Below are 25,674 nucleotides of genomic sequence, written 5' to 3'. Positions count from 1 at the left end.
GCGAGCCCCGGCAGCGCGAATGCTCAATCCAGCAGCTTGGTATCGTCGGGCGCCTGCGGCGGCGTCTTGATCGCGATTGCCTTAACCTGGCCGCTGATCGGCTTAGTGCCGCCATGCGGCGTGCCCTTGGGGATGATGACGAGGTCGCCCGGCTTCACCGTGACCTCCTTGTCGCCGAGCCAGATCGTCCCGGTCCCGTCCAGGATGTACTGGATTTCGTTGGTGTTGGGATGCAGGTGCTTGGGCACATTGCCGACCTGGATCGAGATGGTGGCGCCGTCGGCGCTTGCGAACATCTTGGAGCGATAGCCGACGTTGTTGGCGGGCCCGAGCGCGTCGCCTTCCATCTCGCCGGTATGGATGATCTGCGCGGTGACGTTCTCGGCGGCCAGCGCCGGCCGGAGCAACTGGTTTGCGCCGCATCCGGCGGCAAAGGCGGCGGCGATCGACAGTCCGGCAGCAAGGCGATTCATGGATGATTCTCCCCATCAGGAATTGTTCTTGTTTGGCCATGCTATTGCGCCCAAAGGCTGATGGCGAGTCGCACTTAGGCAGTGCTTCTCAAGCCGGTCCCGCTGCTCTATGGTGCCGCCGGCCGAACGGAGGAAACCAATGAAGAACACGATTGCCAGGCTCGCCGGCGCGCTGCTCGCGCTGACGCTCACCACCGGTCTTGCCGCGGCGCAAAGCAAGGTGACCATCGCGGTCGGCGGCGGCTCCTGCCTATGCTATCTGCCCACGGTGCTGGCCAAGCAGCTCGGCGAATACGACAAGGCCGGCCTCAATGTCGAACTTGTGGACCTCAAGGGCGGTTCGGACGCGCTCAAGGCCGTGCTCGGCGGCAGCGCCGACGTGGTCTCCGGCTATTTCGACCATTGCGTCAACCTGGCGGCCAAGAAGCAGGAGCTCCAGGCCTTCGTCGTCTATGACCGCTATCCCGGCCTCGTGCTGGTGGTTTCGCCCGCGCACACGAACGAAATCAAGTCGATCAAGGATCTCGCCGGCAAGAAGGTCGGCGTCAGCGCCCCCGGATCCTCGACCGACTTCTTCCTCAAATACATGCTCAAGAGGAATGGCCTCGATCCCGCCGGCACCGCCGTGATCGGCGTCGGCCTCGGCGCCACCGCGGTGGCCGCGATGGAGCAGGGGCAGATCGACGCAGCCGTGATGCTGGATCCCTCCGTCACGGTGCTCCAGGGCAGCCACAAGGATCTGCGCATTCTCAGCGACACCCGCACCCAGAAGGACACGCTTGAGACGTTCGGCGGCGAATATCCGGGCGGCGCGCTGTATTCGACCGCGGCCTGGGTCAACGGCCACGAGAAGGAGACGCAGGCGCTCACCAATGCGATCCTCGCCACGCTGGCCTGGATTCACTCGCACTCGCCTGAGGAGATCATGGCGAAGATGCCGGAAGAGACCGTCGGCAAGAACAAGGACCTCTATCTCGCCGCGCTGAAGAACACGATCCCGATGTTCTCCGAGACCGGCAAGATGGACCCGAAGGGCGCGGACGCCGTGCTCGCCGTGTTCAGCGTCGGCTCGCCCGAGGTCGCCAACGCCAAGATCGACGTCAGCAAGACCTTTACCAATAGGTATGTCGAGCAGGCCAAGAAGACCACGGGGAGCGCCAAATAACTGACGCGAAGGCGCGGTAACCAGGCTTCATGACGTCCCCGGTCATTCATCGCGTGACGACGCTTGATCTCGCCGTGCGGCCGATCATCTGGCCGTTCGCCGAGGAACGGCGCGCCGAGATCGCGGCGCACTTTGCCGAGAAGCAGCGCGAGCGGCCGAAAATCTGGAACGGCCGCGTCCTGCTCGGGCGCGATGCCGTGTTCACGGACGGCCATCTCGCCGCGACCTATTTCGAGACCGATTTCGCGAGCTTCCTCGCCTGGCGCGACTGGGGCTTCCCTGACACCGCCGTGTTCAACGGTTTCGGCATGGGCGCGCTGCGCGCCTCCGACGGCGCCTTCGTGATGGGCGAAATGGCGCAGCACACCGCCAATGCCGGCCGCATCTATTTCCCCTCCGGCACGCCCGATCTCGACGACGTCAGGGACGGTGTGCTCGACATTCCCGGCAGCGTCGTCCGCGAGCTCGCCGAGGAGACCGGCCTGACCGCGGCCGACTACGCGGCGGAAACCGACTGGCACTGCGTCGTCAGTGGCCATGCGATTGCAATGATTCAGATAATCAACCTGGGCATGCCGGGCGAGGCGATCCGTGCCCGGATCGAAGCCAATCTCGCGCGCGAGACCGAACCTGAGTTGTCGGCCATTCATCTCGTGCGCGGGATGGATGATCTCACACCTACCATGCCGCGATTTGTCACGGCCTTCGTCGCGCAGCAGTTCGCCTCGCGCTGACGCGCGAGGCTTGACATCGCTGCGCGCAGCCCATGTGATGGGCGAAAAAGCAAAAGCAAGAAGAATGCAATGCACAATCGTCCAGGGAGGTTTAGATGCGCCTGCGCATGGCTGCCCGCTTGGTACGGGGGCTGATGGTCGCGATATCAGCGACGGGCTTGGCGGTCTCCGCCCAGGCCCAGGAGAAGAAGATCAAGATCGGCGTGGTGTTCGACCTGACCGGCCCGCTCGCGGGCGGCGGCTCTGAGCTCGGCTATATCGGTGCAAAGATCATCCTCGACCATTTCGCCAGGACCGGCGTCGAGGGCTACAAGGTCGAGGCGGTCTATGCCGATGCGCAGAGCAAGCCCGACGTCGCCATCAACGAGTCCGTCCGCCTGCTCGAGCAGGAGAAGGTCGACATGGTGCTCGGCTTCTTCTCCTCGGCACAATGCGTGCCCGTAGCCGCGCGTGTCGAGCAGCTCAAGAAGTTCATGTGGATGACGACCTGCATCTCGTCTGCCGTGTTCAACGAGAAGGGCTACAAATACGTCTTCCGTCCGCAGGCGAGCGGCGACCAGTTCGGCATGATGACGATGGATTTCATCGCCCAGAATGCCAAGGCGAAGTTCGACAAGGAGCCGAAGGATCTGCGCGTCGCCATCATCCATGAGGACGGCGCCTATGGCGTCGACGTCTCCAGGGGTAACGAGGCGGGCGCCAAGAAGGCCGGCTTCAACCTCGTGATCAAGGAAGGTTATTCGGCGACCGCGCCGGATCTCTCGGCGCTGGTGACCAAGCTGAAGCGCGCCAAGCCCGACGTGATCTTCCACACCGGCTACAACCCCGACATCACGCTGCTGCTGCGGCAGGCCCGCGAGCAGGGGCTGAAGTTCGGCGCGCTGATGGGGCATGGCGCGGGCTACGGCGTCTATGAGAAGCTGAAGGAGGGCATGGGCGCGGATGCCACCTACATCTTCAACACCGACCCGATCTCGATCTGGCTCGCCAACCAGAAGACCATGGATCCGAAGCTTCCGCCCGTGATCAAGATGGTCGGCGAGGAGTTCGACAAGATCAGGCCCGGCGTCGCCATCCGCTCCGCCCATGTCGGCATCGGTGCGTCCAACACTTATGTGTTCATGAGCGATGTGCTGCCGCGCGCGATCAAGAAATACGGCGGGGTCGATCCCGACGCGCTGCGCAAGGCGGCGCTCGACACCGACATCCCCGAGGGCGGCACCATGCTCGGCTTCGGCGTCAAGTTCTACGGCGAAGGCACGCCGATGGCGGGGCAGAACGAGCGCTCGTTCCCCGTCGTGATCCAGTATCTCGAGGACAAGTCCCATGTGGTGTGGCCCAAGAGCCAGGCGCAGCGCGAGGCCGTGCTGCCACTGCCGAAGGGCACCACCTACAGCAACCAGTAGCGCAACACGCGAAGAAACGGAGAGCTTTGGTGTTGGAAGTCAGCGGGCTGGTGAAGCGGTTTGGCGGCTTCACCGCCGTGAACAACGTGTCGTTTCGGGTCGACCAGGGCGAGATCCTCGGCCTGATCGGTCCCAACGGTTCGGGCAAGAGCACGATCTTCAACATGCTCTCCGGCACGCTGGCGCCGACCTCCGGGTCGATCCTGTTCGCCGGGCACGAGATCGCGGGCCTCGCGCCGCACCGGATCATCAACCGCGGCATCGGCCGCACCTTTCAGATTCCGCGCCCCTTCCGCCGCCTGACCATCTTCGAGAACGTCGCGCTCGCCGGCTTCTACGGCCAGGGCCGCCACAGCCGCGTCAAAGCTGAGGAGGCGGCCGAGCGATCGCTGGCCATGGTCGGCCTGCCGACCGACCGCCATGCCAGCGTCGACGGCCTCGGCGCTGCCGGGTTGAAGAAGCTCGAGCTGGCAAAAGCGCTCGCTACCGCGCCAAAACTGCTGCTCGCCGACGAAAGCCTCGGCGGCCTTGACGAGACCGAGATGGACCAGGCCGCCGACATGCTGCGCAACATCCGCGACGAGCTCGGCATTACCATCATCTGGGTCGAGCACATCATGGGCGTGTTGATGCGGGTGGTCGATCGCGTCATGGTGCTCGATCACGGCGAGAAGATCTCGGAAGGGTTGCCGAGCGCGGTCGCAGGCGATCCGCGCGTCATCGAGGTCTATCTCGGCACCGATGCCGAGACCACGCAGGCCGCGGCCGCCGAAGCGCGCCGCCGCGCGGGAGGCTAGCCGATGCTGGAGCTGCGGTCCGTCAACGCCGGCTACGGTACGTTCCAGGCGCTGTTCGACGTCGATCTCGACGTGAGGGCCGGCGAGGCGGTCGGCGTCATCGGCCCGAACGGCGCCGGCAAGACCACCCTGATGCGCGTCATCTCCGGCCTGATCCGTCCCTCGCGCGGTTCGATCAGGATGGAAGGCGTCAACGTCGTGGCGACGCCGCCGCACAAGATCGTCAGCCTCGGCATTGCACATGTGCCGGAGAACCGGCGGCTGTTTCCGCAGCTCACGGTCGACGACAATCTGAAGATGGGCGCCTTCATGAAGGAGGCGCGCGGCCACTATGCCGAGCGGCTGGAGGTGGTGTTCGACCTGTTTCCGCGCCTGAAGGAGCGCCGCCACCAGATGGCCGGCACGATGTCCGGCGGCGAGCAGCAGATGTGCGCGATCGGGCGCGCGCTGATGTCCAATCCAAAACTACTGCTGCTCGACGAGCCCTCCGCGGGACTTGCGCCGGTCGTGGTGCAGCAGGTGTTCGAGCTGGTGAAGCGAATCCGCGCCCGCGGGCTGACGGTGCTGATCGTCGAGCAGAACGTGCAGCAGGTGCTCCGGGTGGTCGACCGTGCCTATCTGATCGAGGCCGGCACGATCCGCAGCTCAGGCACTTCGGCCGAGATGCTCGCGAGCGACACGGTCAAGGAAGCGTATCTCGGGGTGTGAGGGGCGGGCAGGGGCATGCAGGCATTCCTGGACATTTTCGACATCTACCTGCTGGAGGCCGTGATCAACGGTATCCTGCTCGGCGGCGTGCTGGCGCTGCTTGCGCTTGGGCTCAATCTGATCTTCGGCGTCATCGACGTGACCTGGATCTGCTATGCCGAGCTCGTGATGATCGGCATGTACGCCATGTATTTCATGGTGCAGTATTACGGCGTCAGCTATTTCATCGCGGCGCCGTTCACCATTCTTCTGGTCGCGCTGCTCGGCGCCGCGCTGCATTACCTCGTGATCGCGCCGCTGCTCACCGCGCCGCCGATCAACCAGTTGCTCGCAACCGGTGGCGTGCTGTTCGTGCTCCAGAGTTTTGCGACCGTCGCCTTCGGCATTGACTTCCGCAATCTCGGCATCCGCCTGCCGGTGCTCGCCTTCGGCGACATGAATTTCAGCTACGCACGACTCCTGTCGTTTCTGGCTGCGCTGGTCGGCATGGTCGCCGTCTACCTGTTCATGACGCGCACCTTCACGGGAACCGCGATCCGCGCGATCTCGCAGGACCGGCAGATCATGGCGCTGATGGGCGTCGATACGAAGAAGCTCTACCTCATCACCTCGGCGCTCGGCGGCGCGCTCGCAGGCCTCGCCGCCTGCCTGCTGGTGCTGCAATACGACGTGCACCCCTTCGTCGGCCTGTCCTTCGGGCCGATCACCTTCCTGATCTGCGTGCTCGGGGGCCTGGGCAATTTCATCGGCGGCTTCATCGCCGCCTTCGTGTTCGCCGAGATCATCTCGCTCGGCGGCCTGTTCTCCGACCTTGAATGGGGCTATGTGCTCGCCTTCGCCTTCTTCATCGTCATGATGTTCATCCGGCCCGCGGGCCTGCTTGCGAGGCGCCGATGACGGGGCAGGGGCGGCTTGCGGCATGGGCGGTGGGACTGGCGGCGCTGGTCGCGCTGCCCTTCGTCTATCGCGATCCCTATCATCTGCACATCCTGGTGCTGATCCTGATCTGGTCGTTCGCCTACACGTCCTGGTCGATGATGGGGCGGTTCGGCCTGGTCTCGCTCGGCCATGGCGGCTTCATGGGCATCGGCGCCTATGTCACCGCGCTGCTGTGGAATCATCTGGGCTGGTCGCCCTGGATCGGCATTCCCATCAGCATGGTTGCGGCGGGTACGCTGGCGCTGATCGTCGGCTATCCCTGCTTCCGCTTCCGCATCACCGGTCACTATTTCGTGCTGGTGACGCTGGCGCTGTCGGGCATCGTGCTCCAGGTCATCACCGCCACACGTGACTATACCGGCGGCTCGCTCGGCTACACGCCGAACCGCGCCTCGGGCAACAAGCTGCTGGCGCTGCAATTCGACGACAAGACGACCTGGTACCTGATCGCGCTCGGGGTCTGGCTGTTCGGCATCGTGGTCTGGCACTGGGTCGACCGCAGCATGAGCCGCTACGCGCTGGAGGCGATCTCGGAGGACGAGGACGCCGCGGCCGCCGCCGGCGTCGACGTCACCGCGGAGAAGCTGAAGATCACGCTGCTCAGCGCGCTGATGACGGCGCTCGCCGGCGCCATCTACTGCCAGTACCAGATGTTCATTACGCCCGACACGGTCAGCGGCATCGCGGTGTCGCTCCAGATGGTGTTTGCCGCCATCGTCGGCGGCCTGTTCGTCTCGCTCGGTCCGACCTTCGGTGCCGTCATCACGATCCTGCTGGCGGAGAGCTTGCGCATCGGCTTCGGCACCAAGGCGGTCGGCTGGGACAATCTCGTCTACGGCGTGCTGCTGGTGCTTTTCATCATATTCCTTCCCAAGGGTATCCTTGGTAGCGTGCTCGACCGACTGAAGCCGCAACGCAAGGTGCCCCGCGCCCATGAACAAGAAGCCGTCCAGATCGCTCGCCCAGGAACTTGACCGTTACATCACGCCGTTCCGCTACGACGGCTCGGGCAAGTTTCACCTCAAGGCGCACAAGACCAACGAGAAGGGCGATCTCGACAAGGAGAGGGCGCAGGAGATTCTCGACGCCAACAAGAAGCGGCTGATCGAGTTCCAGGAGAAACTCTACGCCCAGGACCGCTGGTCGGTGCTGATCGTGTTCCAGGCCATGGACGCGGCCGGCAAGGATTCCGCGATCAAGGCGATTTTCGAGGGCATCAACCCGCAGGGCTGCGATGTCCACGCCTTCAAGGCGCCAAGCAGCAAGGAGCTCGACCACGACTTCCTCTGGCGCCACGTCACCGCGCTGCCGGAGCGCGGCCATATCGGCATCTTCAACCGCTCGCATTACGAGGAGTGCCTGGTGACGCGCGTGCATCCGGAGATCCTCGCCAAGGAGAAGCTGCCGCAGAAGCTCGTGACCAAGAACATCTGGAAGGAGCGGTTCGAGGACATCTCCGCCTTCGAGCGTTACCTCACGCGCAACGGCACCGTGGTGTTGAAGTTCTTTCTCAACCTGTCCAAGGACGAGCAGCGTCAGCGCTTCCTCGACCGGCTGGAGGAGCCCGCCAAGCAGTGGAAATTCTCCATGGACGACATCAAGGAGCGCGCGCTGTGGCCGCGCTATCAGGCGGTCTATCAAGACATCGTTCGCCACACGGCAACGCCGCATGCGCCGTGGTATGTCGTGCCCGCCGATCACAAATGGTTCGCGCGCGTCGTGATTGGCTCGGTGATCAACGCCGCGCTCGAAAAGCTGGACCTGCGCTTTCCCCGCGCCGACAAGGCCTCGCTGGAGGAGTTCGAAGAGGTGCGCAAGGCGCTGGAGAAAGAAGCGACGGGAAGCAAGAAGCAAGCAAAGTGACAGCCAACCGGACCGCGGACCGCAAGACCGTCAACTTCGCGCTCCAGGGCGGCGGCGCGCACGGCGCCTTCGTCTGGGGCGTGCTCGACCAGGTGCTCGAAGACGGCAGGTTGGCGATCGAGGCGGTCAGCGCGACCAGTGCCGGCGCCATGAATGCGGTGGCGATGGCCTCCGGCATGGCGCACGGCGGCGCGGAGGCCGCGCGGGAGAGCCTGCACGCATTCTGGTACGAAGTGTCGCGTATGGACATGGCGTACGATTTGATGTCGCCGCTGAACCAGTGGATACAGGCCCTGAGGCTGCCGCCGGAATATCATCCGGTCCACGCCGTCATCCACACGCTGACGCACACGCTGCCGCCGGGCCTGCTCAATCCCTTTCATTTCAATCCGCTCCGCTCGCTGCTGCAGCGCGTGGTCGATTTCGACCGGCTCAATTCCTCGCCCGAGGCGCCGCAGCTGTTTCTCAACGCCACCAACGTTCGCACCGGCAAGATCAAGGTATTCCAGAGCCCGCTGCTCACCGCGGAAACCGTGCTCGCCTCGGCCTGCCTGCCGCCGTATTTCCAGGCCGTCGAGATCGACGGCGAGCATTATTGGGATGGCGGCTATCTCGGCAATCCCGCGATCTATCCGTTGATCTACCGCAAGGGCAGTCACGACGTCATCATCGTGCAGGTCACGGCGATCCGGCGCAACGAGCTGCCGACCAGTGCAGCCGATGTCCTCCACCGCATCAACGAGATCAGCTTCAACTCGTCCTTGATGCGCGAGATGCGCGCGATCGCCTTCGCCACGCGGCTGATCGACGACGGCGAGCTCGACAGCAGCAGGCATAGCCGCATGTACATACATTGGATTGGCAACGACCAGTTGATGTCGCAGCTCGGCACGGCCACGCAGTTCCACCCCGAATGGAGCCTGTTGTGTCGCCTGCGCGACGAGGGCCGCGAGGCGGCGCGAAGCTGGCTGGCGCGAAACTTCGACCAGATCGGAAAGTCCTCGACGGTCGACCTGGCAGACATGTTTCTCTAGGCCAGCCGAGCCGGTCATCGAAAAAGTACGAAAACAACCCCATGCACAGTAGCCGGTGCCAGTGGAATCAATGGCTTGGCGAACGGTCGCTGTTGTTCGGATTTAAAGATGTCCGTTTGACCCGTCGGGCAAGACAGGGGCATGATGTCATCATCGCCGCAGACCGGGCCGGGCGGGCAAAGCGACCTGTCTGCCGCAGGTCGTAGCTGCGATCTCTGATCTCGTAGGGTGGGCAAAGGCGCCCTTGCGCCGTGCCCACCGTCTCTCCACGATCGCGGCTGGCATGGTGGGCACGCGACGAGCCGCGCCTTGCGCGTCTCGTTGCTTTGCCCACCCTACGAGTTTCTCCGCAAGCGGCTTGCTAGTACCCGCGGCCCCACCAGTAGCAGAAGCGCTCGACATTGGCGGGCAGCGCGGTCTCGTAATTCGCCCACTTCTCGTATTTCGGCAGCTTCACTTCCTTCATCGCGGTATCGATGCATTTGCCGGCGTCCGCCGCCTTCTTCACCTCGGCGGAGAGATCCTCCATGTAGGCGATGTCGTCCTCGACGTCCTTCTTGGTGCCGAGCCGCCCGCCGGCATTGGGGTGGCCGGGGATCATCCGCTCCCAGTCGAGCGACGCCAGCTTCTTCAGCGAAGCGATATATTCCAGCGGCGAGACATTGTCGGGGATGTTGCGGAACTGGACGGACTCGATCGGCGCGAAATCGACCACGAAGACGATCTTCTCCTTCGGCAGCCGCATCACCAGCGAATTGTCGGAATGGTTGCGGCCGACATAGTTCAGCTCCAGCGTGGTGCCGCCGAGCGTGATGCTCTTCTTGTCGTCCACCACCTGATCCGGCATCACGACGTCGGCGAGCAGCGCATTCTGCTTCTTCAGCTCGAGCAGGCGCTCCTTGGTCCGCCGATGCGCGATGAAGGTGGCGCCGAGATCCTTGAATGGCTGGCCGCCGGCGATGTGGTCGTAGTGATGATGGCTGTAGACGACGTATTTGATCGGCTGGTCGGTGACCGCCTTGATCGCGTCGATATAGGGCTTGGCGGGTCGCAAGTAGGAGATCGGGTCGGTTGCGATCACGCCCTTCGGCGTCACCACGAACATCGACTGATGGCCGCCATAGCGGAAGATGTAGACATTGTCGGTGCCGTCGACCTTTCTGGTGGAGGTCTGCGGCGGGGTTTGCGCGAATGCCGATCCGGTCACGAGGGCAGCGAGAACGGCCATGCAAGTCAATGCTTTCATCTCTGGCTTTCTGGAAATAATGAGGACGGACAATCTCTTCGATACAAACGCTGCTGGAAGGGATTTATTCCGTCGCCTCATGCGACCAATCTGTCGCGGGAACGGCCTGGAACACGCCCTCAAATGTGATTTCAAAGCCATTGATCCTGCTTGACAGTTCTATGTCACGGGAGGAGCATGACGTTGGTCGCGAATACGCGACGCGCAACGTCCACCTCATGAGCAAGGGGAGGTCTATGACACCACCTCCGCAGATCCAGCCGCGTTAAGTGCGATGGAGCTCGTTCGGACTATCGCATAGCGGCAGAAACCGCGAACGGCACGCCGGGTCAAGGTTTAGAGGGCTCCATCAGTGAGGCAAGGCCCCTACCTGCCCGGCGCTGTGCTTCGCAGAGCGATTGGCATCACGCTTCATTTCTCCTCCTCCTCCTCCTCACCGTCGTTCCGGAGCCATCCCGGAATGACGGGAGAGGTTTTGGCGTGAGCATCGTGCTGTATCGACGCGCGCCCGCGAGCCGGTATTTCGCCGTGTCGGAAACGGGGTTCCTGCTTCCTGCATCGCGGCAAATGCCAAGAGAATGTCGCCTCCTTGGCCAACTTCCGACACAGCGCCGGGGCGAATAACGACCATCCGACATGACGCACGTGCTTCGGCGGTGACGGCCCCGTCGCCGCCTGCGCATTCATTTTTTCAAGGAATCCTCGTGTCGCATAAGCTTGCCTCGGCGCTCCTCGCAGCGCTCTTCCTCGCCATCTCATCTCTCTCCGGCGCCCAGGCCGAGGCGCGTGCGCCGGCGACCAAGGGTGCGGCCACGCTGTCGCCGGACGAGGCCAGGCGCGCGCTGGAGACGCTGCAGGACGACCAGAAACGCGCGCAGATGATCGACACGCTGCGCGCGATCGCGAATGTATCAGGTCAGCAGCAGCCTGCGCCGTCCGCGCCCGAGCAGAAATCGCCGATCCCGCTTTCGGCCGATGGCCTCGGTGCGCAGCTCCTGCTCACCGTATCGGAGCAGATCGGCGAGATCTCGGGCGAGATCGCCGGCGTGGCGCGGACGCTCACGCACTTCCCGGCCTTCTATTACTGGATCATGCGAACCGCGAACGATCCCGCGGCCTACAACCTCCTGATCGAGATCGCCTGGAAGCTCGCGCTGGTGCTCGGCTGCGCCCTCTCCGCCGAGTGGGTGATCTTTCGTCTGATCCGCCGTCCGGTCGTGTTCCTGGAAGGTCGCGTGCCGCAGGCCGCGCATCTGCCGGCGCAGGCGCTGCCCATTGCAGATCCGCCGTCATCGGTGACCGATGTCACCCCGGAGCCCGAACTGCACAAGCGCCGCCACAGTCTCGTGCGGATCTGGCAGGTCGTGCTGCGGCTGCCCTTTGTGCTGGCGCGCCTGGTGTTCGAACTGCTTCCCGTGTTCGTCTTCGTGGGCATCGCCACCGCGCTGCTCGGAACGGAGATCGGCGAGCCCACGACCGTCCGCCTCGTGATCCTCGCGGTCGTCAACGCCTATGCGTTCTCGCGCGGGCTCATCTGCGTGGTCCGTGCGCTGGCGGGGCCGTCCGGCCTGTTTCCGGTTCGGGCTGAGACCGCGGCCTATATCGAGATCTGGGCGCGCCGCATCGTCGGCGTCGGCGTCTCCGGCATCGCCTTTGCCAATGTGGCGCTGCTGCTCGGTCTGCATCGCGCCGGCTACGCCGCGCTGCTGCGCATGGTGATGCTGGTCGTGCATCTCTTCGTCGTCGTCATCATCCTGCAATGCCGCCGCCAGGTCGCCGAAGTCATTCGCGCGCCCGCCGAGCGGCCGGGGATTGCGGCGCGCCTGCGCAACCGCATCGCCGGTGGCTGGCATTATCTTGCGATCGCGCTCGATCTTGCGCTGTGGGCGGTGTGGGCGCTGAACATCCGCAACGGCTATGCGCTGCTGCTGCAATATTTCGTCGGCACCATCGCGGTGGCGCTGATCACGCGCGTTGCCATCATGCTGACGCTGGGCCTGATCGACCGCGGCTTCCGCATCAAGCCGGAGATCCTCCAGCGCTTTCCGGGGCTGGAAATCCGGGCCAACCGCTATCTGCCGCTGCTGCGCAAGATCGTGTCCAGCGTGATCGCCTTCATCGGCTTCGTGGCCGTGCTCGAAGTCTGGGGCGTGGACGCCATCGTCTGGTTCTATGGCGGCCAGATCGGCGGACGGCTGATCTCGGCCGTGGTGACGATCGGCGTTGCCGTATTCGTCGCTGCGGCTATCTGGGAGATCAGCAACGCGCTGCTGGATCGCCAGATCAATGCGCTGTCCCGCGACGGGCACTACGCCCGCGCCGCGCGCCTCCGGACCTTCCAGCCGATGCTGCGCACCGCGCTGCTCTGCGTGATCGCCGCCGTCGTCGGCCTCACGGCGCTCAGTGAGATCGGCGTCAATGTCGCCCCGCTGCTCGCAGGCGCCGGCATCGTCGGCATCGCCATCGGTTTCGGTTCGCAAAAACTGGTGCAGGATCTCATCACCGGCCTGTTCCTGCTGTTGGAGAACACGGTGCAGGTCGGCGACAATGTCAGCGTGTCGGGGCTCTCAGGCGTCGTCGAGAACGTCTCGATCCGCACCATCCGCCTGCGCGCAGGCGACGGTGCCGTGCACATCGTGCCGTTCAGCGCGGTCACGACCATCACCAATGCCAGCCGCGGCGCGGGCAATGCGTCCGTCAGCGTAAACGTGGCCTACAAGGAGGACACCGACCGCGCCGGCCAAATCCTCAAGGACATCGTCGACGAGATGCGCCGCGAGAGTGAATTCCGCGCGCTGATCCGCGGCGACCTCGAGCTCTGGGGCGTCGACAAGGTCGATGGCGCGATGGTGTCGATCGTCGGCCAGATCCGCTGCACCGAGGCCGGGCGCTGGCCGGTCCAGCGCGAGTTCAACCGCCGCATGAAGCAGCGCTTCCAGCAGAACGGCATCGAGGTCGCATCGGCGACCCAGACCATTCTGATGCACGTCGCGCCGCCGGCTGACAGTGCCGCAAACCTCACGCCGCGGCGAGCCGCAGGATAACGGCTCGACAAACTTCCCCCTTGCCTCCACTCCTCCGGCAGCGTTCACTCCGGCTCCAGCGCGCTGACAACATGCGGGCGGCAAAAAGGGTGGGAGAGAACGATGCGGGGGCTGTGGGCCGGATTGCGCGGTCACCTGATCGTCATTGGCGTGTTGATCGGATGCGCGGCAGCGGCCGCGCCGGCAGGCGCCCAGCCCTTTCCATCGCGCCCCATTACGCTCGTGGTGCCGTTTGCAGCGGGCGGGCCGACCGACACGCTGGCGCGCATCCTGTCCGAGCGGATCGCTGCCGAGCTGCACACGACGGTGGTGGTCGAGAACGTCGCCGGCGCCTCCGGCAGCATCGCGGGCGCCCGCGTCGCGCGTGCAACCCCTGACGGCACGACGATCACCATCGGCCATTGGGGCACCCATGTGCTCAATGGTGCCATCTTCAAGCTGCCCTACGACGTCATCGCCGATTTCGAGCCGGTCGCGGCGATTGCGATGGGGACGCAGCTCATCGTCGGCCGGAAGTCGCTCGAGGCCAACAATCTGAAGGACATGATCGCGTGGCTGAAGGCCAACCCCGGCAAGGCCACTGCCGGGACGGCCGGCGCCGGCACCGGCGCCCATGTGGCCGGCGTCTTCTTCAAGGAAAGGACCGGCACCGACTTCCAGTTCGTGCCCTATCGCGGCGCGGGGCCCGCAATGATCGATCTCGTGGCAGGCCAGATCGACATCATGTTCGATCAGGCCTCGAACTCGCTGCCGCAATACAAGAACGGTGCGATCAAGGCGTTCGCCGTGACCTCGCCGACAAGGCTAGCATCCGCACCTGATGTTCCGACGGTCGACGAGGCGGGCCTGCCGGGCCTCTACATCTCCTACTGGCACGGCATCTGGGCACCAAAGAACACGCCGAAGGACATCATCACAAAGCTCAACGCGGCCATCGTCGCCGTGCTCGCTGACGCTTCCGTCAAGCAGCGCTTTGGCGAATTGGGGCAGGAAATTCCACCGCGGGACCAGCAATCGCCTGCGGCACTCGCCGCCTTCCAGAAGGCCGAGACCGAGAAATGGTGGCCGATTGTGAAGGCCGCCGACATCAAGCCGGAGTAGCGTGTCGCCTCGTAACACGCCCTCATCCTGAGGAGCCTGCGAAAGCGGGCGTCTCGAAGGATGGCCGCAGGCGAGATCGGGGCCTTCATGGTTCGCCAGGCGATGCAAGGCATCGTCCGGAGACACGCGTGCCGCGCTCCTCACCATGAGGGACAAGAGCCTTGCGGTGTTAACCTTTGCCTCGCGCTTGATCTGCGAGCTGCACTAAAATTCTCGCTGCGGTGCGAGATCATAATCGACACATGAACTTCCTATGTCCTTGATCTCCGGGGAGCGCTGGCCGACAATGCTTGCAGTTCAATAAGAAACTCCTTGGGGGAATTCGTGAATAGACCTGCCCGGGTCGCTGCCCAGTCGCCATCGTCCGATCAATCGCACGGCATGACGCTGCTGCGCGATCCCTTGCTCAACAAGGGCACCGCCTTCACTGAGGCGGAGCGCGCCGCGCTCGGCCTGCGCGGCCTCTTGCCGCCCTGCGTGCTGACGATGGAGACGCAGGTCGATCGTGTGCTCACCAATCTGCGTATGCTGCCGACTGATCTCGAAAAATATGTCGCGCTGAATGCGCTGCATGACCGCAACGAGGCGCTGTTCTTCCGCGTCGTCGTAGACAATATCGACGAGATCCAGCCGATCATCTACACGCCGACCGTCGGGCTCGCCTGCCAGAAGTACGGCCTGATCTTCCAGCGGCCGCGCGGCATGTTCATCTCCTCGCGCGATCGCGGCCAGATCGCGGAGATCCTGAAGAACTGGCCCTATCCGGCCAGGCTGATCGTGGTCACCGATGGCGAGCGCATCCTGGGCCTCGGCGATCTCGGCGCCAACGGCATGGGTATTCCGGTCGGAAAGCTCTCGCTCTATTCGGCCTGCGCCGGCGTGCATCCCGAGCATTGCCTGCCGATCGTGCTCGACGTCGGCACCAACAATGAAGAGCTGTTGAACGATCCCTATTATCTCGGCCTGCGCGAGCGGCGGCTCACCGGCGAGGCCTATGACAGCTTCGTCGACGAGTTCATGGTCGCCGCGCGAAAGACGTTCCCGGGTGTGCTGATCCAGTTCGAGGATTTTGCCAATCACTCGGCGTTCAAGCTGCTGCACAAATATCGCGATGAAGCCTGCGTTTTCAACGACGACATCCAGGGCACCGCGGCGGTGGCGCTTGCCGGCCTGTTCTCAGGCTTGCGCATCTCCGGCGGCAAGCTGAAAGATCAGAAGATCCTGTTCCTCGGTGCGGGCGAGGCGGCGACCGGCATCGCCGATCTCGTGGTCTCCGCCATGATGGCCGAGGGCGCCACTGAGGCCGAGGCGCTCCGCCGCAACTGGCTGGTGGATTCCCGCGGCCTCGTCGTCAGCGGCCGGGATGGTCTGTCCGGCCACAAGCTCCGCTATGCGCATGCCGGCCAGGCGCCGATCTCCGACTTCCTCACCGCGATCAAGACGCTGAAGCCGACGGCGATCATCGGCGTCGCCGCGGTCGGCGGCGCCTTCACGCCCGACGTGCTCAAGGCGATGGCCGGGCTCAACGAGCATCCGATCGTGTTCGCGCTGTCCAACCCGACCTCGAAGGCGGAATGCTCGGCGGAGGATGCCTATCGCTACACCGAGGGCCGCGCGCTGTTCGCCTGCGGCAGCCCCTACGACCCGGTGAAGCTCAATGGCCGCACCTTCGTGCCGCGCCAGGGCAATAACTCCTACATCTTCCCCGGCGTCGGCCTCGGCGTCATCGCCACCCGCTCGCGTCTCGTCACCGACGAGATGTTCATGGCCGCCGCCCATTCGCTCGCCGATTGCGTCGGCAAGGAAGACCTCGCGCAGGGCAGCCTCTATCCGGCACTCCCCCGCATCCGCGAAGTCTCGGCCCGCATTGCCGCCGCAGTGGCAGACGTTGCCTATCAGCGCGGGCTCGCCGACGGCCCCGCGCCCAACGACGTGAAGGCTCTGGTCCAGTCGCAGATGTACGAGCCGAAATACTGAGGCGAACGCGCGGAGGCGGCCCCTCGCTCCCTGTAAGAACGAAAGAGAGGATGGAGGGGCGGATCAGGCAACGCGCAGCATCGTCCGGCGCGATCCGGGTGACGGACAAGTGTGAGGCCGATCCGGACGGTACTCAACCGGGGGCGCGCCCGATCGCCCAGCGCGCCGTATCAAGCTGATTTCTCGCTGATTTGTCCCGATTCAGGACACGCCAGTGTGGTGGAATCGTCACAGCCGGTTGGGAAAAAGCCCTGGCCTCAGGCCCGCTTTTGTTCCGACAAGGTTCTGCCCTCATTGCCCACCGAACTTGAGGCCGTTCGGAGGGGCGTATCATGTCTCGCTTTGCACGTGCCGAAAGTGCCCGGATTTCCCCCGCGACCTCGTGCCGGTTGCTGCTCGCCATCATTGGTGCGGCCTCGCTTGCCGCCTGCGCGCAATCTCCGGTCGGCCGCCAGAAGGCCGATCTCGCCGGCACCGGCCGGCAGGCCGCAATCGAGCGGCCGCATCGCGTGGCGGCGTTGCATCCACGGCCGATCAGCCGGGCGCGTGTCCCCAACGGTGATGACAAGCGAACCGCCTCACATGGCGTTGCCAGCTTCTATTCGGATACGGAGACCGCGAGCGGCGAGAGGTTCGACAAGAACGAATTGACCGCGGCGCATCCCAGCCTGCCGTTCGGCACGAAGCTGCGCGTCACCGATGTTTCCTCCGGCCGCTTCGTGACCGTCAGGGTCAACGATCGCGGGCCCTATGTTCGCGGACGCGTGGTCGACATCTCGCCTTCTGCGGCCGAGGCGCTCGGCATGGTGGACAAGGGCATCGCCAATGTCAGGCTCGACGTCGTGCGGTGAGGGGCGATTCATCGATGCGAGCCGCCGCTTAACCGTCTGTTAGCCGCTTCTCAAGCACCATGGGTGCCCAAACAATTCGGGGCTTTTGGGGAGGCGGGCGCTTGAACACGATCCAGTATCTCGAAGATCAGGCCGCGCGTGCCGAGCGGCTCGCCAAACGGATCACGGATACGCTGACGATCGAAAAGCTCCTGGCCTTCGCCGACGAACGCCGCCGCGAGATCGAGGTCATCGCCGGCAAGTATCGGCGCGCTCAACCCTCATAAACCATGCTCTGAGCGCATTCGCCCTCACTGCAGCGCTCGGAACTTCCTCTCATGTCCCGCGTCATGTCCGTGATGCAAGAGGAGGAGAGAGCCATGGGTTTTGGACGAGGTGCTTTGCTTTGGTTGCTTGGCGTGCCGCTGCCGATCATTCTGCTGCTGGCATTGTTCTGGCATCACTGAGGTTGCCACACGAAAAAGCGCCGCGGAAGCGGCGCTTTTTTTGTTGCCTGCGAATTGCGGCGTATCAACAACGATAACGCGCGATCAGGTGTGGCTCTCGACGAAATCGCTGAGATAGTCGGGCAGCGTCACGCCATCGATGTCGCATCGCGCCCGAATCTCGCCGGCGACGTCGGTCGAGATGTCCTTCATCCAGTGTTCGAGCGTGTTGAACGAGATCACCTTGATCGGGTCGTTGAAGCAGCCGGCGACGAGCTCGCCGATCGTGGTCTCTAGATCGCTTCGCTCGACGCGGATTTCGGTCGCCTCGTCGCGGCGATCGATCACCACGAACAGGGTCTGGTCTGCGCCATAAGGCACGACCGTGGATGGCACGCCAGGTCTCGGCATCTTGGACACTCACGCCTTGGCTTCCGATCTCCGTTAACGGGAAAAACCGGAAGAAGGTTCCTATGTGTGGGAAAAGCTTGTCGTGCACGTGCAGCCTTGGCACGTGCAGCCCTGGCACGCGCAGCCCTGGCGTCTGCACGCAATCAGAGAAATTCTCTCAGGCGCGATAGCTCGATGACGTGCTCGGGCGAGAGGATATCCGTGACCAGCGGCGGCTGCGCCGCCGTGCGGATCTCATAGAGATGCCGGGTCGCCGCCGGCTTGTCCATGAACGCCGAGATGCATTCGTCGAGCGTGCCCTCGCTTACCTGGTAGGACTCGCGGTCCGGCCGGCGCTGGTTGGCAAGTGACGGCCATTTATACAGCGCAGCACGTGCGCCGAAATCGACCTTTGAATCCGCAACCACGTCCCCCATCGCCTCGCCTCACGCAAAAAGAACCCCAGCGCGCAGACTTGCGCTCCGGGGCCCATACCTATCGCTGCATCTCGATGCCACATGTCTCAACGCGGCGGCCGGGAAAAGGTTCCCGGCTGCCTTGTCGCGACTAGCTCGCGGCCGCTGCGATTTTGTGTCCCGGGCTGGTGTGACCGTGGCTGTGCTCGTCGCCGAGGCTGACCTCCGGCGGAAGCCCGGCAAAACGCCGCAGGGCCTCGGCCATCTGCACCCGGCCTGGCACTCCGGTGATCACCACGTCGACCATCGCAAAGGACGAGTGGAATTGGCCGCGCGCCTTGAGCTGCTCGACCGGGACGCCGGCAGCGGCCATCGCTTCGGCATAGGCGATGCCTTCGTCGCGCAGCGGATCGAACTCGCAGGTGACGACGAAGGCCGGCGGCAGGCCCGCGACCTTGCCGCGGAGCGGCGAGACGCGCGGATCAGTACGGTCGGCCGGCGAGCAGTAGAGGTCCCAGAACCAGTACATCAGCGAGCGCGTCAGGAAGTAGCCGGTCGCATTGTCGTTGTAGGAGGAACGATCGAAGTCGCAGTCGGTGACCGGGCACACCAGGAGCTGGCCGGCGATATCGGGCCCGCCGCGATCGCGCGCGAGCTGGCAGGTGACGGCGGCGATGTTGCCGCCGGCGCTCCAGCCCGCGACCAGCACCGGGCCCGGCTTGCCGCCGAGCTCGGCGGCGTGCTCGGCGATCCAGCGCGTCGCCGCATAGCCGTCCTCGGCCGCGGTGGGGAAGCGATGCTCCGGCGCGTGGCGATAGCCGACGCTGACGAACATCGTCCCGGTTCGTCGCACCATGTCGCGGCAGAACGGATCGTCCGACTGCTCGTCACCGAGCACCCAGCCGCCGCCGTGGAAATAGACCACGACCGGATGTGGCCCCGGGGTTGCCGGCTTGTAGACACGATAGGGAAGCGGGCCGTCGGTGCCCGGCAGCGTTCCGTCGACGACATCGCCGATCGGTCGTCCCGCCGGACGGCCCTTGTTGAACTCGTTGACGAAGGCGCGGGCGCCGAGCGCGCCCATCGACTCGATCGGTGGCAGGTTCAGCGTTGCCAGCAGGTTCAGCACCAGCCGCACATCCGGCTGCAGCCGCACCACCTCGCCGTCATTGCACTGCGCGGCGACATTGGGGCCGGTGAGCTTGAACCCGAGCATGCCGCGGCTGACGACCTCATCGCAGATGCTGCGGTAGGGACCGACACCGCCGGTATAGGGCATCAGGCCCTGCACCTTGCCGGGAACGTTCGCGCCCGTGTACCAGGTGTTGGCGAGCCGGTGCAGCGTCAGCATCGAGCAGTCGGCCATGTGCTGGCCCCAGCCGGCCTGCGCCGTCTCGGTCGGCTCGATGGTGGTGAAGCCGGCATCGCGCAAAGCCCTGAGCCGGTCCACGACCCAGTCGACATGCTGCTCGATCGACACCGCCATGTTCGACAGGACCGACGGGCTGCCCGGACCGGTGATCATGAAGAAGTTCGGGAAGCCCTCGACCGTGAGCCCGAGATAGGTCTGCGGCCCCCGGGCCCAGACATCCGATAGCGACTTGCCGCCGCGCCCGGTGATCGGATGCACCGCGCGGATCGCGCCGGTCATGGCGTCGAAGCCGGTCGCGAACACGATGACGTCGACGTCGACGCTGCGCCTGGCCGTCGTGATGCCGGTTGCGGTGATCGCCTTGATCGGCTCCTGGCGCAGATTGACCAGCGTGACGTTCGGCCGGTTGTAGGTCGCGTAATAGTTGGTGTCGAGGCAGGGGCGTTTTGCACCGAAGGGATGGTCGTGCGGCATCAGTGCCGCCGCCGTCTCGGGATCCTTCACGGTCGCCGAGATCTTTTCGCGGATGAGGTCGCAGATCAGCTTGTTGCCGTCGACGTCGACCGCCTGGTCGGCCCAGAGCTGGGTGAGGATATAGACGAGATCGCCTTTGCCCCACGCCTCCTCGAACCGTGCGCGGCGCTCGGCATCGCTGAGCTGCCAGCTGACGGCCGTCTGCTGCGGATAGGGCACGCCGGCCATCGACTGGCGCGCCTGCTCACGATAGGCCGCGCGGTCGCCTTGCAGCAGGCTCATGCGGTCGGAGGGCGCGGGGCCGTTGTGCGCCGGCAGCGCGAAATTCGGCGTGCGCTGGAACACGGTGAGATGCGCGGCCTGTTCGGCGATCAGCGGGATCGACTGGATGCCTGACGAGCCTGTGCCGATCACGGCGACGCGCTTGCCCGCAAGATTGACGCCGTCATGCGGCCAGCGGCCGGTGAAATAGACTTCGCCTTTGAAGTCCTTGACCCCGTCGATCTCCGGCGGCTTTGGCGCGGAGAGGCAGCCCGTGGCCATGATGTAATGGCGACAGGAGACCGGCGCGCCATTGTCGGTGGTGAGCTGCCAGCGCTCAGCCGCCTCGTTCCATTTGGCTTCGGTGACCTTGGTCCCGAAGCGGATGTCGCGGCGCAGCTCGTAGCGGTCGGCGACGAAGCCGAGATAGCGCAGGATCTCGGGCTGGGTCGCGTATTTCTCCGACCAGGTCCAGGCCGCCTCGAGTTCCGGATCGAAGGTGTAGCTGTAGTCGATGGTCTGGATGTCGCAGCGCGCGCCGGGGTAGCGGTTCCAGTACCAGGTGCCGCCGACATCGCCGGCCTCTTCAAGGGCGACGGTCGTGAAGCCGGCCTGGCGCAGGCGATGAAGCAGATAAAGGCCGGCAAATCCGGCGCCGACCACCGCAACGTCGACTTGCTGGGCTGTTCCACTGGCCGCTTTGGACTCGCGTGCGGCGACCATTGCGTCAGGCATGGCATTCCTCCCGTGTATTTTGTTTTGCCGGCAGGCTAACGCTGCAGGCTCGGCTTGTCATCAGGACAAGTGCAATCTTCGGTAGTCGATCGCGGCTTGATTTTGGCCGCGCGAAGGTTGCGGCGATACACGCACCGCGATGCACAATCGCCGGGATTGTCCGGTCTAATCAGACCACATCCTTCTGTGTATGCTTGCGATTACAAGCCACGCGTACCGACCGGGCGTCATGACAGAGTTGAGTGAGCGGACGAAAGCGAACATGGACGTCGTCCTGGAGGAGACGTGCCGCCAACTGCCGCATGGCGGCGATCACGACAGCCGCAAATTCATCGCCGAGCGCCTGATCGAGGCGGCGCAGGCCGGTCACTCCACGCTTGGTGAGCTTGGCATCGTCGCGCGGCGCGCGCTGGCGGAGATCATTGCCAAGGGCAGCTAGCCGGAGGCCGTAAATGAGTTGAGCTCTGGCCGCAGCGCAGGTGCGCTCCCTCGCCCCGCTCTCGCGGGGAGAGGTAAGACCGGAGCTTGCTTCTCCGTCAGCCGTAGACGTAACCTTCCGGGGAACTTCTCCGCGCATTGAGATCCCCAAGATGCGGTCCCTGCTTGCGCTCATCGTGGTTTCCGCATTCCTTTGCCTCGCCGGTTCGGCCATGGCCCAACCGGTCGGACAGTTTCCATTCGCGTTGACGCGCGAAGGCCAGATGCTCGGCGGCGTCGAAGGCGAGGTGGCGTTTTTCAAGGGGCTCGCTTATGCAGCGCCGCCGGTCGGCCCGCTGCGCTGGCGCTCGCCGGAGGCAACGGCCGAGAGTTCTGAGATGCGCACTGCCTACGAGTACGGCGCGCCCTGCCTCCAGCCGTCGCTGCCAAAGGCGAGCGAAGATTGCCTCACGCTCAATGTGTTCCGCCCCTTCGGCGTCGACGGCCCGCTGCCGGTGATGATGTTCATTCATGGCGGCGCCTTCGTCGGCGGCACCGCGAACGATCCTATGTTCGACGGCGCGAAACTCGCGCAGGCCGGCCTCATCGTGGTGACCGTGAATTTCCGCCTCGGCGCGCTCGGCTGGCTCACTCATCCGGCGCTCTCGGAAGACGGCTCCGGAAACTACGGACTGATGGACCAGATCGCGGCGCTGCATTGGGTCCACGACAACATCGCGGCGTTCGGCGGCGATCCCGGGAACGTCACCTTGTTCGGCAATGGTGCGGGCGCGACGTCGATCGCGCTGTTGATGCTGTGCGACGAGGTGCGTGGTCTGTTTCAGAAAGCCATCCTGCAATCGGTGCCCGGCCGCGTGCGCCTGCGCTCGCGGCAGGAGGCGGAGGCCTGGGGCCTGCAATTCGTCGCGACGCTCGGACCGGATGCCAAGGAAACCAACGCGCGTGCGATCGGGCCTGCACGGCTGCTTGCCGCCGAAAAGAAGCTGCTCGCGAAAGTCCCGCTCGGCTTTGCGCCGACGATCGATGGAAGCCTCGTGAGGGAAGATATCGCCGCGGGTTTTGCGGCCGGGCATGAAGGGCGGATTCCCCTGATCATCGGCTCCAACGATGACGAGACGGATTTCGACAGCGAACCTGACATCGCCGAGGCGCTTGCATCGTCTGGCACCGCCGTCGACGACCTGCGCAAGCTCTATCCCGACCTCGCCAAAGCTTCGGACCTCGCGGCAAGGTTTTATACCGACAAGGTCTTCTCCGAGCCGGTGAGGCTGCTGGCTCGTCTGCACGCCGCAAGCGGCGCGCCGACCTTCCGCTATCGCTTCGCCTACGTGCCGGAGGCCCGGCGCACCAACCCGGACGGCGGTCACGGGCGGGAATTGCAGTTCATCTTCGGCGTCGAAGGCGTGCCCGGTGCCGGCATCTTCTCACGGCGCGATCGCGAGCTCGCAAGCCGCATGCGCAGCTACTGGATCAACTTCGCCAGGAGTGGCGATCCCAACGGTCCCGACCTGCCACGCTGGGACGCGGCGGCGGGCGGCGATCGCCTGCTGCTGATCACGAATGATCGCACCGCGAGCGGAGACGATCCCTTCGCGGAGCGTCTCGACCGACTCGCAAGTGAGAGCAGAAAATGAGTTGGACTTAGGCCGCGAGCTCGACGCGCGGCGCCGGGCTCAGCCGGTCTTCCTCCAGATAGTCCATCGCGCCGTCCTTCTCGACGGCATAGAACTGCTGGCCTTCCCGCGACTTGTAGGCGGCGCGGACGACGCCGCGGCGGCCCTTGTCACTGTTGACGACGTCCCCCAGCGCAAACTTCCTCATCTCACGTCCTCGTCTTCTGGCCGACTCCTTCGACCATGGCGGGGATTTTGGAAGGCAAATCGTTAACGACTTGCTAACCATAGGGGTTTGCCTATGCTCGCCGCCGGTTGCGCGGGCAGCTCGCACGCGCATGTTGCCAACGAGACGAGCTTTCGCCCATGACGCGATTTCCGACCCTGTTCCTGTCCCACGGCGGCGGCCCCTGGCCGTTCATGGAGGACCGGCGGGTGCAATATGCCAGGACCGCCGAGGAGTTCGGGCGGCTGCCACAGCTTCTCCCCGAGAGACCAAAAGCCGTGCTCGTCATCACCGGACATTGGGAGGCGGACGCCTTCACCGTGTCGACCTCGGCGCATCCGCCGATGGTGTACGACTATTACGGTTTCCCGGAGCATACTTACCGCCTCAAATATCCGGCACCTGGTAAGCCCGAGCTCGCCGCGGAGGTGAAGGCGCTGCTCGCGCGCGCCGGCCTCGATTGCCGCGAAGATGCCAATCAGGGTTTTGATCACGGCACCTTCGTGCCGCTCGGCTTGATGTACCCGAACGCCGACATGCCGATCGTGCTGCTGTCGCTGAAATCGAGCTACGATGCGGCCGAGCACATCAAGGCCGGGCAGGCGATCGCCGCGCTGCGGGACGAAGGTATTCTGATCGTCGGCAGCGGGCTCACCTATCACAACATGCGCGGCTTCAACCGGCCGGAATCCAAGCCGGTCTCCTACGATTTCGAGGCCTATCTGAACGAGGCGATCAGCGCGCCGGATGCGGCGCGCCGCAACGCGATGCTGGTCGACTGGGAGAACGCGCCGAGCGCGCGCCTGGCGCATCCGCGCGAGGACCATCTGCTGCCGCTGATGGTCGCGGCCGGCGCTGCCGGCAACGACGTCGGCCATCGTGTCTTCGTGGACGAGGTCGCAAGCGTCGCGATGGCGTCGTACATGTTCGGTGGTCAGCCTTGAACCGCGCGGCTGCAAGCATCAAGGTTCACGCCGACGTCGCGTCGATCCTGCTGGCATGATCCGTTCCCAGAGCTGTTCGTAACGAGCCCTCACGGCGGGGTGACATTCGCACGCGCCCTCCCGTAGCCATCCGCCCGCCACAGTGCATATGCGGGTGCTTCTGACCGTATCGCTCGATTCACATTCGCGCTATGGTTGTGTCCATTTCTCTAAGATTTTTCCGAAGAAATTGATGGTGCCGGCGCTCCGACAGCATTTTGGGTACTTTTGGCGTATTGGGAGAACCCGTCGCACTGGTGCACGCTGTCGTATTGGTGCCGGGTCTGGCTTTGCAGATCGAAGCTGCTCGCCTTCGCGCTCTCGCACAGCGGAGTGTCGAGTTCCGGGATGGCCTGACGCGTCACAGCCAGGCCCTGTTCGTTCAGGCCCAGCAATCCGTGGGCATGCAATGCATCCCACTCCGTCGAGGCGAGATTGGCGCGATGGCTCTTGCGCGTTCGGGATCTATCCGGCCGCGATCGCTTCAAGCTTACGCAGGAATTGATGGCCGAGATGATCGGGGTTCGCCGGAACAGCGTCTCGTTCGTCGCCCATGCCCTTCAGGAGGCGAACGTCATTCGATTCAGCCGCGGCCACATCGAGATCGTCAACGTCGCCGAGCTCAACAAGGCCACCTGCGAATGCTACCGTGCGGTGAAGTTGCAATACCAGCGGCTTCGTTTTTCCGACTGAACAAGAATCCGAGGCATCAGGAAGCTCAGCCGTATCTCAGCTTCATCACCAGAATGCCGCCGGCGAGCAGCATGGTGACGGCGTTCGAGGCGATCAGCGGCGCGTCGCCGCTGAGCAGGCCGTAGATCAGCCAGAGCGCCAGGCCCAGCACCATGACCAGGAACATGCCGAGCGAGATGTCGCGCGCCGAGCGGGTCTTCAAGACCTTGATGAACTGCGGCGCGTAGGCGACGGTGGTGCAGGTGGCGGCAGCAAAGCCGATCAGCTTGATCAAGAACGGGTCCATGCCGATCCTATAACATGGATTCGG

General features: G+C 64.5%; 26 protein-coding genes. 19 read left to right on the top strand and 7 right to left on the bottom strand.

Annotated elements, in window-relative coordinates:
• Nucleotides 1-23 precede the first annotated feature (23 nt).
• Entirely contained in the window at nt 24-473 is a 450-nt protein-coding gene (locus AAFG50_RS32005; protein WP_028176159.1) for a cupin domain-containing protein, read from the bottom strand.
• Nucleotides 474-612: 139 nt separating this feature from the next.
• On the opposite strand from AAFG50_RS32005, the gene AAFG50_RS32000 reads away from it, so the two are divergent.
• From AAFG50_RS32000 to AAFG50_RS31960, 9 genes are all read left to right on the top strand, one after another.
• Nucleotides 613-1,638 (top strand): ABC transporter substrate-binding protein, encoded by a 1,026-nt coding sequence (locus AAFG50_RS32000; protein WP_028176158.1) that lies wholly within the window; start codon nt 613-615, stop codon nt 1,636-1,638.
• A 29-nt stretch (nt 1,639-1,667) separates the two neighbouring features.
• A complete protein-coding gene (locus tag AAFG50_RS31995) occupies nt 1,668-2,372 on the top strand; it encodes a hypothetical protein (protein ID WP_028176157.1) in 705 nt (234 codons plus the stop codon).
• Between the two features lie 95 nt (nt 2,373-2,467).
• Nucleotides 2,468-3,778 carry an ABC transporter substrate-binding protein gene (locus AAFG50_RS31990; RefSeq protein WP_028176156.1) on the top strand — a complete coding sequence of 437 codons (1,311 nt, stop codon included), beginning with the start codon at nt 2,468-2,470 and terminating at the stop codon, nt 3,776-3,778.
• A gap of 29 nt (nt 3,779-3,807) precedes the next feature.
• Nucleotides 3,808-4,575: an ABC transporter ATP-binding protein gene (locus AAFG50_RS31985; RefSeq protein WP_028176155.1), complete on the top strand. Its 768-nt coding sequence runs from the start codon at nt 3,808-3,810 to the stop codon at nt 4,573-4,575.
• Nucleotides 4,576-4,578: 3 nt separating this feature from the next.
• Nucleotides 4,579-5,283 carry an ABC transporter ATP-binding protein gene (locus AAFG50_RS31980; protein ID WP_028176154.1) on the top strand — a complete coding sequence of 235 codons (705 nt, stop codon included), beginning with the start codon at nt 4,579-4,581 and terminating at the stop codon, nt 5,281-5,283.
• Between the two features lie 15 nt (nt 5,284-5,298).
• Nucleotides 5,299-6,180 (top strand): branched-chain amino acid ABC transporter permease, encoded by an 882-nt coding sequence (locus AAFG50_RS31975; RefSeq protein WP_028176153.1) that lies wholly within the window; start codon nt 5,299-5,301, stop codon nt 6,178-6,180.
• On the top strand, nt 6,177-7,196 hold the full coding sequence (locus AAFG50_RS31970) for a branched-chain amino acid ABC transporter permease (protein ID WP_028176152.1): 1,020 nt from the start codon (nt 6,177-6,179) through the stop codon (nt 7,194-7,196). The genes AAFG50_RS31975 and AAFG50_RS31970 overlap by 4 nt, the downstream gene beginning before the upstream one ends.
• The gene (locus AAFG50_RS31965) at nt 7,156-8,085 is read left to right on the top strand and encodes a polyphosphate kinase 2 family protein (protein ID WP_011089214.1); all 930 of its coding nucleotides are present in this window, start codon (nt 7,156-7,158) and stop codon (nt 8,083-8,085) included. The genes AAFG50_RS31970 and AAFG50_RS31965 overlap by 41 nt, the downstream gene beginning before the upstream one ends.
• Complete coding sequence (locus tag AAFG50_RS31960) at nt 8,082-9,119, top strand: patatin-like phospholipase family protein (RefSeq protein ID WP_028176151.1); 1,038 nt, start codon at nt 8,082-8,084, stop codon at nt 9,117-9,119. The genes AAFG50_RS31965 and AAFG50_RS31960 overlap by 4 nt, the downstream gene beginning before the upstream one ends.
• A gap of 361 nt (nt 9,120-9,480) precedes the next feature.
• On the opposite strand, the gene AAFG50_RS31955 is transcribed toward AAFG50_RS31960, so the two are convergent.
• Nucleotides 9,481-10,365, bottom strand: coding sequence for an MBL fold metallo-hydrolase (locus AAFG50_RS31955; protein WP_028176150.1), 885 nt, complete (start codon nt 10,363-10,365; stop codon nt 9,481-9,483).
• A gap of 704 nt (nt 10,366-11,069) precedes the next feature.
• Here AAFG50_RS31955 and AAFG50_RS31950 point away from each other — a divergent pair.
• The 6 genes from AAFG50_RS31950 to AAFG50_RS31925 all read left to right on the top strand — a co-directional run bounded on the left by AAFG50_RS31950 (nt 11,070) and on the right by AAFG50_RS31925 (nt 17,784).
• Nucleotides 11,070-13,409: a mechanosensitive ion channel domain-containing protein gene (locus AAFG50_RS31950; protein ID WP_028176149.1), complete on the top strand. Its 2,340-nt coding sequence runs from the start codon at nt 11,070-11,072 to the stop codon at nt 13,407-13,409.
• Nucleotides 13,410-13,511: 102 nt separating this feature from the next.
• Nucleotides 13,512-14,510, top strand: coding sequence for a tripartite tricarboxylate transporter substrate-binding protein (locus AAFG50_RS31945; RefSeq protein WP_011089210.1), 999 nt, complete (start codon nt 13,512-13,514; stop codon nt 14,508-14,510).
• Nucleotides 14,511-14,891: 381 nt separating this feature from the next.
• The gene (locus tag AAFG50_RS31940) at nt 14,892-16,487 is read left to right on the top strand and encodes an NAD-dependent malic enzyme (protein WP_011089209.1); all 1,596 of its coding nucleotides are present in this window, start codon (nt 14,892-14,894) and stop codon (nt 16,485-16,487) included.
• Nucleotides 16,488-16,819: 332 nt separating this feature from the next.
• Nucleotides 16,820-17,338, top strand: coding sequence for a septal ring lytic transglycosylase RlpA family protein (locus tag AAFG50_RS31935; protein ID WP_011089208.1), 519 nt, complete (start codon nt 16,820-16,822; stop codon nt 17,336-17,338).
• Between the two features lie 101 nt (nt 17,339-17,439).
• On the top strand, nt 17,440-17,604 hold the full coding sequence (locus AAFG50_RS31930; RefSeq protein ID WP_166466032.1) for a hypothetical protein: 165 nt from the start codon (nt 17,440-17,442) through the stop codon (nt 17,602-17,604).
• Between the two features lie 51 nt (nt 17,605-17,655).
• On the top strand, nt 17,656-17,784 hold the full coding sequence (locus AAFG50_RS31925; RefSeq protein WP_256380424.1) for a hypothetical protein: 129 nt from the start codon (nt 17,656-17,658) through the stop codon (nt 17,782-17,784).
• 84 nt (nt 17,785-17,868) lie between these two features.
• Here AAFG50_RS31925 and AAFG50_RS31920 read toward each other — a convergent pair whose 3' ends face one another.
• From AAFG50_RS31920 to AAFG50_RS31910, 3 genes are all read right to left on the bottom strand, one after another.
• Nucleotides 17,869-18,174: a hypothetical protein gene (locus tag AAFG50_RS31920; protein WP_028176148.1), complete on the bottom strand. Its 306-nt coding sequence runs from the start codon at nt 18,172-18,174 to the stop codon at nt 17,869-17,871.
• 143 nt (nt 18,175-18,317) lie between these two features.
• The gene (locus AAFG50_RS31915; RefSeq protein WP_011089206.1) at nt 18,318-18,590 is read right to left on the bottom strand and encodes a hypothetical protein; all 273 of its coding nucleotides are present in this window, start codon (nt 18,588-18,590) and stop codon (nt 18,318-18,320) included.
• 130 nt (nt 18,591-18,720) lie between these two features.
• Nucleotides 18,721-21,411 (bottom strand): alpha/beta hydrolase fold domain-containing protein, encoded by a 2,691-nt coding sequence (locus AAFG50_RS31910; protein WP_028176147.1) that lies wholly within the window; start codon nt 21,409-21,411, stop codon nt 18,721-18,723.
• A gap of 262 nt (nt 21,412-21,673) precedes the next feature.
• Here AAFG50_RS31910 and AAFG50_RS31905 point away from each other — a divergent pair, with 262 nt between their 5' ends.
• Entirely contained in the window at nt 21,674-21,850 is a 177-nt protein-coding gene (locus tag AAFG50_RS31905; RefSeq protein ID WP_231166561.1) for a hypothetical protein, read from the top strand.
• Nucleotides 21,851-22,001: 151 nt separating this feature from the next.
• The gene (locus tag AAFG50_RS31900) at nt 22,002-23,483 is read left to right on the top strand and encodes a carboxylesterase family protein (protein WP_028176146.1); all 1,482 of its coding nucleotides are present in this window, start codon (nt 22,002-22,004) and stop codon (nt 23,481-23,483) included.
• Between the two features lie 7 nt (nt 23,484-23,490).
• On the opposite strand, the gene AAFG50_RS31895 is transcribed toward AAFG50_RS31900, so the two are convergent.
• A complete protein-coding gene (locus tag AAFG50_RS31895) occupies nt 23,491-23,670 on the bottom strand; it encodes a hypothetical protein (RefSeq protein WP_028176145.1) in 180 nt (59 codons plus the stop codon).
• A gap of 158 nt (nt 23,671-23,828) precedes the next feature.
• Here AAFG50_RS31895 and AAFG50_RS31890 point away from each other — a divergent pair, with 158 nt between their 5' ends.
• The gene (locus tag AAFG50_RS31890) at nt 23,829-24,632 is read left to right on the top strand and encodes a class III extradiol ring-cleavage dioxygenase (RefSeq protein WP_028176144.1); all 804 of its coding nucleotides are present in this window, start codon (nt 23,829-23,831) and stop codon (nt 24,630-24,632) included.
• 474 nt (nt 24,633-25,106) lie between these two features.
• Nucleotides 25,107-25,364 (top strand): helix-turn-helix domain-containing protein, encoded by a 258-nt coding sequence (locus tag AAFG50_RS31885; protein WP_074076694.1) that lies wholly within the window; start codon nt 25,107-25,109, stop codon nt 25,362-25,364.
• 25 nt (nt 25,365-25,389) lie between these two features.
• Here AAFG50_RS31885 and AAFG50_RS31880 read toward each other — a convergent pair whose 3' ends face one another.
• Nucleotides 25,390-25,650, bottom strand: a complete 261-nt coding sequence (locus tag AAFG50_RS31880) for a SemiSWEET transporter (RefSeq protein ID WP_011089200.1) — start codon at nt 25,648-25,650, stop codon at nt 25,390-25,392.
• Between the last annotated feature and the right edge of the window lie 24 nt (nt 25,651-25,674).

It is taken from the genome of Bradyrhizobium sp. B039, from assembly GCF_038965675.1.
Taxonomy (GTDB): domain Bacteria; phylum Pseudomonadota; class Alphaproteobacteria; order Rhizobiales; family Xanthobacteraceae; genus Bradyrhizobium; species Bradyrhizobium diazoefficiens.
The sequence above is the reverse complement of the archived record's forward strand: the minus strand, read 5'-3'. Positions and strand labels throughout refer to the sequence as shown.